The 14,640-nt window shown below is 31.1% G+C and carries 12 protein-coding genes; 8 read left to right on the top strand and 4 right to left on the bottom strand.

The features are described from left to right. The first annotated feature begins 24 nt into the window (after positions 1 to 24). On the top strand, positions 25 to 1,215 hold the full coding sequence (locus MHUN_RS02030) for a glycosyltransferase family 4 protein (protein ID WP_011447451.1): 1,191 nt from the start codon (positions 25 to 27) through the stop codon (positions 1,213 to 1,215). 392 nt (positions 1,216 to 1,607) lie between these two features. On the opposite strand, the gene MHUN_RS18070 is transcribed toward MHUN_RS02030, so the two are convergent. After that, positions 1,608 to 2,593 (bottom strand): IS1-like element ISMhu11 family transposase gene (locus MHUN_RS18070; RefSeq protein WP_143709314.1). Its coding sequence is split into 2 segments (ribosomal slippage): positions 1,608 to 2,200 and positions 2,200 to 2,593, totalling 987 coding nucleotides; the frame shifts between segments, so codons are not numbered across the junction. A gap of 217 nt (positions 2,594 to 2,810) precedes the next feature. Between MHUN_RS18070 and MHUN_RS02020 the strand changes: the two genes are divergently transcribed. Together MHUN_RS02020 and MHUN_RS02015 are read left to right on the top strand one after the other, a co-directional pair. Then, positions 2,811 to 4,244, top strand: a complete 1,434-nt coding sequence (locus MHUN_RS02020) for a hypothetical protein (RefSeq protein WP_011447450.1) — start codon at positions 2,811 to 2,813, stop codon at positions 4,242 to 4,244. A gap of 71 nt (positions 4,245 to 4,315) precedes the next feature. Next, a complete protein-coding gene (locus tag MHUN_RS02015) occupies positions 4,316 to 5,425 on the top strand; it encodes a glycosyltransferase family 4 protein (RefSeq protein ID WP_011447449.1) in 1,110 nt (369 codons plus the stop codon). 15 nt (positions 5,426 to 5,440) lie between these two features. On the opposite strand, the gene MHUN_RS02010 is transcribed toward MHUN_RS02015, so the two are convergent. Continuing rightward, positions 5,441 to 6,637 (bottom strand): glycosyltransferase family 4 protein, encoded by a 1,197-nt coding sequence (locus tag MHUN_RS02010; RefSeq protein WP_011447448.1) that lies wholly within the window; start codon positions 6,635 to 6,637, stop codon positions 5,441 to 5,443. 690 nt (positions 6,638 to 7,327) lie between these two features. On the opposite strand from MHUN_RS02010, the gene MHUN_RS18065 reads away from it, so the two are divergent. From MHUN_RS18065 to MHUN_RS01985, 5 genes are all read left to right on the top strand, one after another. Continuing rightward, positions 7,328 to 8,062, top strand: a complete 735-nt coding sequence (locus MHUN_RS18065) for a glycosyltransferase (RefSeq protein ID WP_011447447.1) — start codon at positions 7,328 to 7,330, stop codon at positions 8,060 to 8,062. Positions 8,063 to 8,121: 59 nt separating this feature from the next. Then, positions 8,122 to 8,334, top strand: coding sequence for a hypothetical protein (locus tag MHUN_RS02000; RefSeq protein ID WP_048067203.1), 213 nt, complete (start codon positions 8,122 to 8,124; stop codon positions 8,332 to 8,334). Positions 8,335 to 8,594: 260 nt separating this feature from the next. Then, the gene (locus MHUN_RS01995; protein WP_011447446.1) at positions 8,595 to 9,986 is read left to right on the top strand and encodes a lipopolysaccharide biosynthesis protein; all 1,392 of its coding nucleotides are present in this window, start codon (positions 8,595 to 8,597) and stop codon (positions 9,984 to 9,986) included. A 241-nt stretch (positions 9,987 to 10,227) separates the two neighbouring features. Continuing rightward, the gene (locus MHUN_RS01990; RefSeq protein WP_011447087.1) at positions 10,228 to 11,838 is read left to right on the top strand and encodes an IS1182-like element ISMhu2 family transposase; all 1,611 of its coding nucleotides are present in this window, start codon (positions 10,228 to 10,230) and stop codon (positions 11,836 to 11,838) included. A 220-nt stretch (positions 11,839 to 12,058) separates the two neighbouring features. Then, the gene (locus MHUN_RS01985; protein ID WP_048067202.1) at positions 12,059 to 12,826 is read left to right on the top strand and encodes a class I SAM-dependent methyltransferase; all 768 of its coding nucleotides are present in this window, start codon (positions 12,059 to 12,061) and stop codon (positions 12,824 to 12,826) included. Here the strand turns inward: MHUN_RS01985 and MHUN_RS01980 are convergent. Then, positions 12,813 to 13,496 carry a PHP domain-containing protein gene (locus MHUN_RS01980; protein WP_011447444.1) on the bottom strand — a complete coding sequence of 228 codons (684 nt, stop codon included), beginning with the start codon at positions 13,494 to 13,496 and terminating at the stop codon, positions 12,813 to 12,815. The genes MHUN_RS01985 and MHUN_RS01980 overlap by 14 nt on opposite strands. Continuing rightward, the gene (locus tag MHUN_RS01975; protein WP_143709318.1) at positions 13,486 to 14,625 is read right to left on the bottom strand and encodes an ATP-grasp domain-containing protein; all 1,140 of its coding nucleotides are present in this window, start codon (positions 14,623 to 14,625) and stop codon (positions 13,486 to 13,488) included. The genes MHUN_RS01980 and MHUN_RS01975 overlap by 11 nt, the downstream gene beginning before the upstream one ends. Positions 14,626 to 14,640: the final 15 nt, after the last annotated feature.

The raw sequence follows: 14,640 nt of genomic DNA, 5'->3' as shown, positions 1-14,640 counted from the left end.
CATGGGAGGGGTGTGGATTTATCAATGAAAATTTTACAGATTGCCCCGTATTTTATTCCATATATAGGTGGCCAAGAAATTTATATCAAAAATCTATGTAAGTATTTGATAAAAAAAGGACATGACATTGATTTGATTGTAAGTAATTTTCCTAAATCAAAAAAAAGAGAGAGATATGAAGGAATAAATATTTTTAGATATTCATGTATTATCAGACCATTAAGAAATCCTATCAGTCCAAGTTTTTTTATCCCCGATCAAGAAATCAAAGGATATGATGTAATTCACACACATAACGAACATAGCTATGCAGCGATAACATCAATTTTTCACTCGGTATCAAAAAGAAAACCTCTTGTAATAACTTGCCATGGTCAACTCTTTTTTGGAAATCCTATAATTGACTTCATAGAAAAAATTTATAGTAAAATCATCGGAAAAATAATATTTACCAAAGCAAATGCAATTATTGTATTATCTTCTTCAGATAAAAAATATGTTGAATCTTTGGGAATTAAACCGGAAAAAATTCACATAATACCAAATGGAATAGATCCAATTGAATTAAATACTGATCAATTAAGCAATCAAGAAATTGAATCCTTTAGAGTAAAAAATAACTTATCAAATAAATTTATTATTTTGTTTGTTGGACAAATTATTCATAGAAAGGGAATTTTATACCTCCTTTATTCAATACCCTTAATTATTAAAAAAACAAAGAAAAATGTATTATTCCTTTTTATCGGAAATGGAGATTATTATTACGAATCGCTCAACCTAGTGAAGGAATTAGAAATAGAAAAAAATACTCTGTTTACTGGATCAGTCAGTAAAAAAGATTTAATTGCATTTTATCAGTCCTCCAATCTTTTTATCCTTCCATCCCTATCGGAAGGCCTTCCAACGACCATCTTAGAAGCTATGTACTTCAATCTTCCAGTAATATCATCAGATATTCCTGGAGTGAGAGATCATTTTGCTGATCATGCAATACTTGTTCAACCTCGTGATTCACAAAAAATCGCTGATGCGGTGATACATATTCTGGATAATGAAGAATTAGCTAGAGAACTCTCATCTAAAGGAAAAGAATTTATCCTTTCTCATTACACATGGGATAAGATTATTTGCGAATATGAGAAAATATTTTTAAATCTCAAAAATACGGAAATAGAACCAATCAATGAAAAAATTAAGACATTTTTTCGCTGAATCAACAAATGAAAGTTTGTCCATATAAAGAATAAAACCAATTTTTTTAATTATGAATCCATTAATTGATTTTCTGAAACCTTCAGTAATTATTAATAATATTGAGTATGGTCTCCTTTTTGCATTTTCACTCATATTCATCTTTTTTTACTCAAAGGGATATTATAGTTATTTACTAATGCTCTTATCAATAATTGGGGTTCTTTTTCTTTTAATTATTATTAAAATATTATTTAAAAATGCACCATATCAAAAATTTTCTTTTCCATTATCATTTAAGAAAAGGAACAAAACTCTGATTATTCTATCAATTCTTTTCCCTTTTTTCTACGGATTAAGTTTCTTATCATTAATGTATGGATTCTATGAAAAAAATCCGGTACTGGCCTCCTTTAGAACTGAACATGGTAGTTTAAAAACTCACTCCAATTCCAAAGATGATCAGTAATACTTTCTAACATTGCTGGAGACTTGTGACTACTTTTTACTTCGATAAAATTATGCACAAATTGAAAGATATTTAGCGCTGAAATGAATCTATTGAGTTTTTTTGAAAAAGAGGCAGTTTTCCTTCCAAAACGGCTCAATCGTTGTCTGATTTTATTATTGTAGCCCTCAATGACTGAGGTAGAGATTGCTTTACTATCTGGATTTCCCATAATTTTCTCTCGAATGACATAAACAAGTTTATTCTTCTCTTTTACTTTGATCACCTGACCATAATCCAAGCATGGCTCACAATATAATTCAGGTAAACAAATGCTATATTGGACGTTTCCATCAGTAAAAATCGATATTTTGTTTTCTGGCGTTGGAAGTTCCATTCGGTTAAAAAATCGAACTAACATATCTGCACAAGTATCAATATTTCTTTTTCCAGATTCAAATGCTAAAAATAATCCAGAATCCCTTTTAAAACAAGTATAGGACCAACAATCACCTAATTCTTCAGAGTCAGTTGTTAGGAGATTCTTGTTTTTTTTTGAACAAACTCCCAAATTTCATCCATCTCACAATCCCCCGCGGAAATGTCATGAATAAAATAATCGTTGAGTTTTTCAGCATGTTCACCGATTAAGTGATAATATCGAGATATAGTGTCGCGATGGTGTCCGGTAACTCGAGATACTCCTCGAATTGAAGTTTTTTCAGTCGAGTGTTTCGCAATTATGAGAACAGCAGTTCGTGGTAAACGAGAATCATACAGAGGAGTATTTTTAGTTTCAATAAAAAAACGTCGACAGTGATGGCAATAGTACTGTTGATTGCCTGCAGAATTATGCCCATTTTTAGTAATATTCTTTCCATCTTCAATTTGAAAATAAGTACAATCCGGATTTTGACACGTAATCAATATAGGACCACGTTTTCCAACCATGAAAATAATTATATCTAAACTTATATTAATTTTTAGTACATAAAATTTAATACTTTATTTGCACTTAGTATTACCAGCTTGCTAACAGGGCACTACCAAAAATCCACTCTATTATGTTCTAATATCAATATGCACAGCAATCCTCATAATCGAAGCGCTAATTATTAATACCCATGTAAAAGGGATTTTTTTAGTCTTAAAATCTTTTTTTTTATCTTTGAATATTTCATTAAGTAATCAAATCATTTTTCCCAAAGGAATTGCTTTACCTGATTTTGATTTACATTTTAGTGCATTTGTCATTCCAATCCTAAAAAATGGTTATATCCCTCACCCAATCATATTTACAGGTACATACGATTTTTTCCCTTGCCATCACATTTTCGCTGCAATTAATATATTGGTCTGCGGTTCAGACCCAAAAAGTACATACATAATTCTGGGTGGTTTTTTACTTTGTTCCACAGTAATATTTATTTTTTTAATCGCAAGGGCATTTTGGAACAATAATTATGCGCTAATAACGGTAATTTTATTTAACTGTCTTGATTATTATTTGATGTATGGAGCACATCCAGAGCATCAAGCATACAATTATTCTTTTTCGGTGATGTTATTATCAATAATTTTGTTATATTTTTCGTCCACAAATTTGCGATATATACCCTGCATTATAATATTAACGATATTGATCATATTTACCCATCATTTTTCTGCAATGATTATTTTAATTTTATTAGGCATATTAGCATTTTTGGAAATTTATGTGAAAAAAAAATTATCCAAACAGAAGGCAATTTTATGGCCTATTTTTTTGATCTTTTTATTGATACTCTCCTTACAATTGATGTATTATTCAAATCTTTTTGGAAGTCTTATCCAGATAATAAATAATTACTATATATCTTTTCAGGATATTTCGATGAATCTGGTAGAGTCAACTGTATATGATCAAGTCCCAATAAAAACTATCTTTATCAATACGATTGGATCTTCGATTTTACTAGGTTTGGCCGTATCTGGATTTTTAATTTTTTTGCGACGAAGAACAATACCAGACCTTTTCATAATATCTATTTCTTTAGTCTTATCCATTTTTCTTGTCCTCGGAATCGGCTTTAAACAGGTAGCTCTCCTACCTGATAGACTATATCCATTATTGCAAATTTTTTCACTAATTTTTTTAGCAGCAGAAGGATTGCTATTTTTTCTTGGAAGGATAAAAACCGATAAAGGAAAAATTGTTACCGCAACTGTAATCCTTATCCTATTATCTTCCTTTTCACTTTCATCAACTATCGCGGGCTTTGAAACTAGTCCTTTTGTCGATGAACATTTATCATATTATAAATTATATGATACAGAGCAAGAAATAGTTTTCAAGGAGTGGAAATCAATTTATACCACAAAAGATAATAACCAAATCTCCAACTTGCCATTGTTAAATTCTGGCCAAATAAATATTAATGATATCCCTTCAAGGTCTCTATTAGATTATAATAAACTCAATATAAAAACTGGTTTCCTTCATCAATTTGGGGAACATATGGGACAATATAATTTTATTAAAATACTTCCGGGAGAATCAAATAAGTTAAATATATTTGATAAATTATATTGTAACAATATTATTACATATTATTATACGTAATAAATAATATAATCTGATTTGTTATTCCCTAGGATATTTATCAAACAAATGAAATCCGGATTTATCTTCTCATGAAAATAATAATGGTACGATCTCATCCCATTAATCCAGATGTAAGGTTAGAAAAAGAAGCGACAACACTATCTAATGCAGGCAATGAGGTAGTTATTCTAGGGTGGGGTAGATATGGTAGTAAGGTAAAAGCTCAAGAAATCAGAAGAAATTATTATATTCATAGATTTCAGTTACATGCGCCACTGGGGTACAAAATATTTTTTTTCCTTCCCTTATGGTGGATATATGTTTCAATATGGCTCCTAAAAGAAAAATGGGATGTAGTTCATGCTGCAGATTTAGATTGCTTAATTCCATCATTAATCATTTCAAAATTTTTATCTCGCCCGATCATATATGATATTTTTGATTTCTATTCCGATCAAATAGCATTTTCACCAACAATTCGGAAAATAGTTGAATCAATCGATTGCTATTTCATGAAACATGTCGATGAAATTATTCTTGTTGATTCATCGAGAATTCATCAAATAAAACAGGGAAATTATAAAAATGTATCTATAATATACAATTCTCCACCAAAGGAACTGGCAGATAAGTTACGTACATCAAACCAATCAGAAAATTTTAAAATTTTTTTTGCAGGAGGACTATCTTTGGATAGAGATATTTCATCAATAATCAAAGCATGTGGTGACATTACAGATATTTTTTTTGAAATTGCTGGTTATGGTCCTCGAGTTGCTGAATTACTAAATATTTGTAAAACAAATTCCCGAGTTCAATTTCTAGGAGAAATTAACTATGATACCGTGATTTTAAAAAGTTTTCAAGCAGATTTACTTTTTGCTTTCTACGATCCAAAGGTTCCAAATAATTTCTATGCCAGCCCCAATAAATTATTTGAAGCAATGATGTGTGGTAAACCAATTTTAGTAAATAGTGGAACAACCATGGCAAAAATCGTGAGTGAAGAAAACTGTGGATTGGTAGTACCGTATGGTGATATCCCCTCAATTCGAGAGGCAGTATTAAAAATCAAAAATGATAAACATTTTCAAGAAAAACTCGGCAAAAATGGCAAACGAGCATTTGAAAGAACGTTTAATTGGAACATTATGGAGAAAAGATTAATTAAAATATATCAGAGAATACTTACCCGATAAATGAAGCAAGGATACCTACTTACTTACATATTCATATAATAAAAGATATCTATCAGCAATAGACTCCCAAGTATTTTTCATCCCAATTTTATGGCCTTCTTTCATATAAGATTTCATTAATTCAGGATTTGAAACCAGTTTTAACAATGTATTCAATATCAATTCTTTACTTTCATTTCTTCCAAAAATAATTGCCACATTCTGTATTTCCATATAATTCTCAACATCAGCCCTTACGATTGGAATGGTCCCACATATCAAATATTCATTAATTTTATTGGAGGATATTTTCACCCAATATTCAGATTCAGGTTTTATAAAATTGAAGCCAATATGCGCTTTTTGAGTTATTTCATTAGTAATAGAATAAGGAACGTACCCCAGATATTCAAATCGTTTTGGATATTTTTGAGATAAATCGTTAATCATTGGTAATAATGATGGATCTAAATCCTTCCCACCTAATATCACCTTCACATTATTACAGGTTTCTAATATCTTAAAAAAAACCTCCAATAAAAGATCGATATCGCGGTCAATTTTTTTGGATAAACCACCGATATATACCATGTTAATTATTGAATCCTCATTAAATTTTTCATATTTATCTTTTATTTTATCTAGATCATAATTCTTAATTGACGGGAAATTTGAAATTGATAGAATATTTGAATATGGAAATATGTTTTTTGTACTTTGATAATAAAGATCAGAAATAATGACGACACCTGAAATTTCTTTTTTATTAATTCTCTTTTCAAAAAAGTTTGGAAATCCAAATATTAATTCTAAATAATTATTTAACACCTCATAAATTTCATGCCTGTCATAAACTAACTGAATATTTCGTGAATACCTTGTTTTTAAATATTCACCCAAAGGGAGTAATTGAGGATCATGAATATGAATAATTATTTTTTCATTCTCATTTATGGATATTTTTTTTAATATTTTTATACAGTCTTTATAAAAAAGAAAAGTTTGACACAGTATTAGAAATAAAAAAGTGTTGATTTTTTTATTGCCAAATAAAAAAATATTCCGTATATATCCCACTTCCCCAAAGAGCGAAAAAGGGCCGGTCTTTATAGTTTTATCTGTATAGTTATAGTGAATTCGATATACTTTAATTTTTTTTTCTAATAAATATTTAATATGCCGCTGAATTCTACCATCTTCTAATGGATGGATATCTAAAATTATAATATTCATTTATATCCCTTTTTAAAAAAATTTTTTTAAAACAATATTAGTCATAATCATTATAAGATTAACGAACTTTAAAATGTCATGTTCAACCGCGACCTTGGGAAGGTTTTGCAATGAAAAAGAAGAAAATTGCGGGAGTTTTCAATTTGATCAAATTTTTCAGCTTAATTCTCAACCTTTAAAAAAGTTGAATCATAAATGCTAAATAAGCAGAAAATTAGAGAACACTTCTAAGCCTGTAGCTATCGTTGATAGATTAGCGCACACACCTGACTTCGATGTACTAGTGGTTCAAGACACCTTAATATGTGGGTAAAGTCGCTTCAATCTACTCCGTGCATCGGCAGTTGTAAATTGCCAATTTACTCCTTTCTGTAATTCATTTCTTTTTAGAGGCTGTTGCATAACTTCAAACAGTTAGTACAATGAGGAAAAACCCAGATTTTTTTCGACGATTTAAGTTCCAATCGAATGGAAATTGTCCTCTTGCGGAAATGACATTTTGGTTATGCAACAGCCTCTAATATATGACAGAAATCATCACTCGGAACCCAGTCTCTAATATCCTCGGGGAGAAGGTAAAGTTGTTCAAAATCCCGACCTATCGTATTATACATTGAGTATATGTTGGACGTACTAAGGTAAAGTACTTTTGATTGACCTTAGTTGAAAAATTATGGGGGGATCTGAGTTGTGCAACACCCTCTTAACTTATATTCAATTAACGTAATTGAGCAACCCGTTTTTTTATGCGAGATATCTTTAGTAAAAATTACCAAAATATGTCTAATTTTTGACTACTGGAATGGTATTAATGTTAGTTTATGTCCTCTACGAAACCATGATCAAAAAGGAAAAATTCTATATCTCCTCTTTGTTGCAAATGTCAGTCGATGGCATGGAATCGATCGCATAATCCGGGGAATCTATGAATATAAAAATAACCATTTAATTTGCCTACACATTGTGGGCAATGGCAAAGAAATTCCCAATCTCAAAAAACTAGTTGATAATTTACACTTATCAAAACAGGTTATCTTTCACGGTTTCAAATCAGGTACTGAACTTGACTCTCTTTTCGACACCTGCCATATTGCTGTGGGAAGTCTCGGTCTTCATAGAATTGGATTATCTGAGTCTTCAACCCTCAAAGTCCGAGAATATTGTGCCCGTGGAATTCCGTGGATTATTGCATGTAAAGATCCAGATTTTCCAGATGATTTTCCTTATATCTTGAGAGTCCCCCCAGATGAATCGCCGATTGACATTGATCCGGTAATAGATTTTGCACAAAAAATATGTTCAGACCCTGATCACCCAAAAAAAATGAGGAAATATGCAGAAGAGAATTTAGATTGGTCAATAAAAATGAAGAAATTAAAGGGATTCCTTGAATCATTAATAGAAGATCCCTCCTCGAGCGCATAGTTATTTTTTTCGCCGCCCGCCGCCCAATCCTCTCCCTCGGCTACACAGACGGAGGCGTTGTGAAAGAACTGCTGGACCAGACAAAGGCAGGAGTCCACTGCGCAACAGAGGACGAACTTCGCAATTACCTGATCCAGGCATACCGGGAATACAAGGAATTGGGGGCGGTCCAGTATCACGGAATTGAGAAGGAGATCATGAAGTACAGCCACGTCGAGATGGCGAGGAAGTTTACTGTATTACTTAATTATTTAACCGAAAAAATTGAATGATTAGTATTGACTGCTTAAATATTAGTTTTGATTCAAATTCACTAAAAAATTGGTATACTCATTAAAATTGATTATTCGATAACATATCGAAATTACATAATGAGAAATTACGGAGGTAGGAAAAATATCTTTAAGATTTGGTGATTATTGTTCAGCACTTGACAACACCACATATATCTACAAAAAAACTTGAAATTGGATTATAAAAACTAGATTTGGACAAAGGCTAAATAAGCAAAAGACATTATAAATCATCGTGAATGAAAGTCAATCATAAGCAGAAATGTATAATGGGGTTTGTTTCAATCATAATTTCATCTCTTAAGAAGTTACCATTTACTTTTCAAATATTAGAATTCATTCAAAACAATCCTCTCTACAAAGGAGTGTTTATCCTTGGCAGTGGGACAGCAGTTACCCAATTGATTGGGATTATTTCGATGCCAATCATAACACGTCTTTATACGCCTTCTGACCTTGGAATCCTTGCAGTTTATTCATCAATATTGGCAATAACTGGGATAGGTGCTTCATTAAGATATGAATTTGCCTTAGGGCTACCAAAACGCGATGAAGATGCTGCGAATCTTTTGGGTTTGTGTTTGGTTCTTCTGTGTTGTACAACGGCCATTTTTGCTTTTATTCTTGTAATAGCTGATGATTATTTTATTGATACCTTTAACTTATATAGTATTTCAGAATATCTTTGGTTTCTTCTTTTTGGGTTCTTTGGACTTGGGCTATATAGTATTTTTAACTATTATACCATACGAAACCAGGATTATCGAATAATTACATATACAAAGATTAACCAAGGTATTGGAGGTGCAGTCTGTAAAATATTTCTAGGTCTTTTTTCTTTCGGTCCAATAGGTCTTATCATCGGGCATATTATCTCCCAAACTGCTGGGATTGGGACTCTAGTGAGGAGTATTTGGTATAAAAAACAAAATATTTATAATTCTATATCAATCAATTCGTTGAAGATTATTGCTAAAACCTACAAAAATTTTCCCATTTTTCATTTTCCAGCATCTATTATGAATACAATATCCCTTCAACTCCCACCTCTAATGTTACTTTGGCTATATGATTCTCAAATTGTGGGTTTTTATTCACTTGCTAATATGCTATTAATTCTCCCTGGTAGTTTTATTTCGCAATCAATGGGTCAGGCTTATCTTGGTGAAGCGTCAAAAATGGTAAGAGATGGTTCAAAAGAATTAAGGAATTTTTATTTGAAAACACTAAAGCACCTTTCGCTCATAGGATTGCCTCTAATTGGTCTTCCAACCTTGTTTGCTCCGGTTTTTATTTCGGTAATTTTTGGACATGTTTGGAAGGAAGCCGGTTGGTATTGTTGGACGCTGGGGGCGATGGTGATAGTTGGTTTTGTAGTTTCACCAACATCGATTCTTTCAATTTATGGTAATAATCATTGGAATTTAATATGGGATATTATTCGAACTGGAGGGGTTTATTTTGGTTTTTATTTTTGTTACGTATTTAATTGTCCAGTATTAATGACATTATTTATTTATTCAATAATCATGATTATGATGTATTTTGTTCTCATTTTTATAGTATTATATGTAATCGAGAAATTCACCCAAAATGTAAAAGGTAAGGTTGATGATTATATTCAGAATTAAAAACGGCATATAATTTAAGGAGAAAATATCTATGGTTACAACAAATATTCATAAATTTTACTTTAAAATCTTAAAAAACCTTTTCAGTTCGAAATAATAAGGAATACGTGGAAATTATGCATTGTCCAATATGCTCTAAAAAAGTTTTCTATATTAATTGAGGCTGTTGCACAAACACAAAAAAAGCTTAATATAAATTATTAAAGCTTAATTATATATATTATTAAGATCAATATATTATATGTCTCATCGCTATAACATGATTAGAGGATATGGTAATGAACAACAATTTTTACTCCCTGTCAATGCGATGGACTGGCTATCTGAAAATGATATTACTTATGGCATATTAGAAATTCTTTCGATTCTCGATATTAGTCCATTTATTAATAAATATCGTGACGATGGTCGCGGTTCTGCCTTTTTTGATCCTCGTTCAATGCTTGGAATAATAATTTATTCAATGATTCGTGGAGAAAAATCTAGCAGAAAAATTGAGATGTGCTGCCATTATGATATTGGATATCGGATCGTCGCCAATAATCTTACACCTGACCATACAACGATCTATCGTTTCAAGAAGAATAATTCAAAAGAAATCAAATCCCTTTTTAAACAATTATCTCAAATTATCGTAGAATCCGGGATAGCAAGAATCGGTGTCCTAGCCCTCGATGGATCAAAATTTGGCTGTAATGCCTCTTTATCAGCCAATAAAAAATTAAAATACCTTGAAGCAGAGCTAGGTCGGCTTTTTGATGAATCACAGGAAATTGATGAGTTAGAAAACGATGATATAAATATTCAGGATATGGAGATTAACCGACTACCTGAGCATCTTTCAACAAAAGAAAAACGAAAGGAAGTTCTTAATCGGGCTAAAGAGAAATTAATTGAACGACATGATATCGAATCTAAAAAACAAGAAGAAAAGATTCTGGACCGCGAAAAAGAAGAATTAGAATCGGGTAAAAAGAAACGAGGTAGAAAGCCTTTAGAGCCTAAAAAAGAGCCATCTTCAGATTCAAAAGTAAATCTCACTGATCCTGAAAGTCAGATAATGTCAACCACCAATGGCTGGATTCAAGGGTATAATGGGCAGATTATCGTTTCTGAAAATCAATTTATCCTCGCTGCAATGATATCAGATGAGCAAAACGATAAAAAATTATTAATACCTATGCTAAATGAACTCGAAGACCTTTTTACGGGTATTCATCCATCAATTTCGCCTAATATACTACTATCTGATGCAGGTTATTTCTCATACCCGAATTCTTTAGCAGAATTGGATTATGGCATTCAACTCATCATCCCTCCTTCTAAAGAAAGAAAAATTCCAGAATATTCAGATAATGATGGGTATATCTCACGAATGGAAATGATATGTCGGGCGATTTGTATGGGAGAAATAATCACATTTCCGGAATTGCAAAGTATCGGGACGTTTGTTTGGCAATCTTTTATGAACAGAGAGAAACAAGCAACAACTCAGGAAATTTGTAAACGAGTTATGGAAGTACGTGTGAAATCCCCCACTGGTAGAGAGTTATATCGAAAACGAAAATACATGGTCGAACCAGTTTTTGGTAATATGAAACATAATATGAGGTTTAGGAGTTTCTCTCAAAAAGGGAAAGAGAATTGCGAGGGAGAATTCTTTTTAGCTGCATTAGTGCATAATATAAAAAAACTTATCAGATTTGAGGGTATAGTTAAAATTAAAGAATTTGCTACGAATATTATAAAACCGTCAAGAGGTTCAGGTTTTTCCTATATTTTTGCAAACACAGTATGTAAAGTGGGAATTGATACATGCAGGTTCATACATCAATTAGTCTATTTTGGTTGATAGCTTAAGGGGTAGAGATCGATCATTTGTGATCCTGCATGATATTGATCATTGGTGCAACACCCTCAATTCACTAAAACTTTTAAATTTAGTTGAATCATCAACTTACCATTGTAAAAATTGTGGATTGTTTTTTCGGTATCCTTTACCTAATGCGAATTCAGTAGCTAAATACTATTCTTCACGATATTTTCGACATGCTGATGACATTGAGAAGAAGATGGCAGAAATCCAATCCTTGTTTATTATTGATGGATTGAAAAAAAATTTGAAAATACCTGATTCAATTAATTATCTTGAATTTGGAGCAGGAAGAGGCTGGGTTTTATCGTTTTTACAAAAATCAGGTTTTATCAACTCAGGAGTAGGGTATGATCCAGATTCTGTTTCAATTCAATGGGGAAAAGAATTTTTACATGTAAACTTAAAAAAGGGATTTTTATGTGAAGATATTGTTCTAGAGATTGTTAGTCAAAACCCTGAAATAAATTTTATTTCTCTCATACATGTTCTAGAGCATCTTCAATCTCCGTGTGAAATAATTAAAACATTTCAACAAAATTTTAAAAATCATTTTCTCTTTTTAGAGGTTCCAGATGCTGATTATGAAGGATACGTGTTAAAAATTGATACATTTCCCTCTAGTTCTATGGGTCAACATTTTTGGTCTTTTTCAGAAACGAGTCTTCGTTTATTATTAGAGAAAAACAATTATGATGTTTTATTGTTAGAAAAGGATGGAAACTCCCATTTCTGGGACTCACGAATTGAAAACATTGTATTATGGATGGAGTTTTTTAATGGTAGAAAAAAAATGTTTAACCAGGGAGAGTTTAATGTAAAAAATATATGTAAATCTGATGTAATTTTTATTATTAATTATCTAACAATGAGTCTCAAAAATTACTATAAAAAAAGGTACACTCGGTTAGATCTGCCCGTAATAAGAATTCTTGCAAGGAAGAAAAATTTCATTAATTGCGATTGATAATACTATATGATGCATTAAAGAAATCATAAGGAATTTTTTTTAAATTTTTCGTTTTTAATGATTTGATCAATTGACTACAGTGTTTTAGACATTTCGAAGAGTAAGTACCAATTAAATCTTCATTTAAGGATGAAAATGATATTCTCTCAGTTAATTCATCCATTTTTAGAACAACCTTTACTAATCCAATTTCACATGCAAGATGAGCATCACTCCCTGCTGTAAAAGGCTTATTAAACTGTTTGGCCAATTCTAATGATAATTGATTTTCAATTTCTGAAGATCTACTATTAAAGATTTCAATTGCATCACATTGATTAATTAATTTTTCATTCAGATTATGACCCCTAAAGGGATGTGGTAAGACAACTATTCCTCCTTGAGATTTTATCTCATCGATTACATCTAAAGATAGTCTAGACTTTATCTCTTCGTTTAAATATAATCCAATAATATCACCAATTTCTGTATGGATTTCACTTCCAACAATCACGGAGATTTTTGAATCAAGATTTATTCTTAGAGTTTCAAGTCCTCCACGAATTGTATTATGATCAGTGATGGCAATAACATCTATTTTATGTTTTTTCGCTTCTTTTATAATGTTTTTTGGAGAAAGAAATGAATCAAATGAATATTTTGAATGAATATGAAGATCAGCAATCATAATTTTTCGTTGGTTTTCCATGTGGAAACTTTATTTTCCGATTTAATATCCTTGAACTTAAAATAAAAAAAGTATCTATCATTTGAATTAAGGTTGGAAGAGGATCTCTAATTATTATATTGCAATATGCTCGTTTGTCAAAAAAATCAGAAATTATCTCAAGTATTGAATATGGATTTGCACATAAGTGAAGTATTTCATCAGGAAATGGCCACTGATACTTAATATCAATATCATACTGGTTGATAGGTTCGACATCCCCTTCGATAGACATCTCAACTAGTAATTTTGGAAAATTCACTTTTGAGGCAATAGAAAGATCTAATGAACCCCAAAATTTCGGATTAATTTCCATTAGCACATAATTTCCATTACATGTTTTTTTCTTAAATTCAACCATGGCAACCCCATGCCAATGGAGTTCTTTTAAAATTTTAAGTCCAATTCTTTTCAATTCATCACAATAAACACTTTTAGCACAAGTACTAGAACCGCCAGTAATTGGATATTCTCGAATTCTTTGATGCATACAAAAGGCTCTCACATTGCCTCTATTAAATAATGCATAAAATCCGTATCCTTCACCAGGGATATATTCCTGAATGACGTTAGTTGCCAAATCTATTTTTTCTGCTTCTTCTTTAGAATTAATATATTTTATCTGTCCAGATTCATATATTCCTTTTAAAACAACAGGATATCTACCAATTTTCTCAATTGAATTGTATTCTTTTGGAATTAATACTTGTAGATTTTTTGCTAATTGTAAGGTTTTTCTTTTATCAGATGCGATATCAATAGCCTTTTTTTCTGCGATGGGGATTTTTACATATGGCAATAATTCACTTCTATTATTAGATATTGTTATTGTTGAATTATAACCAACAGGTAATAATACGTCAATTTTGTTATTCATCAAATAATTTTTCAAAAAATGAATAAAATCAGCTTCATTTTTTGGGTCAGGGGAAATGAGTTTCTCTTTACAGTATTTAGAAAAAAATGATTGTGATCTTTTATTCGGATCCATTGCAATAACATAATATCCAGATTGCCCTAAACTTCTCACAATTCCTAGTGTATGCTTATAGCCAGCATCGGTAACTAATATCTTTATTTTTGATTGCAAAACTCATCCAATCCA

Origin of the sequence: Methanospirillum hungatei JF-1 (assembly GCF_000013445.1) — an archaeon.
Lineage (GTDB): Archaea > Halobacteriota > Methanomicrobia > Methanomicrobiales > Methanospirillaceae > Methanospirillum > Methanospirillum hungatei.
This window is presented reverse-complemented; position numbering and strand designations above follow the sequence as displayed.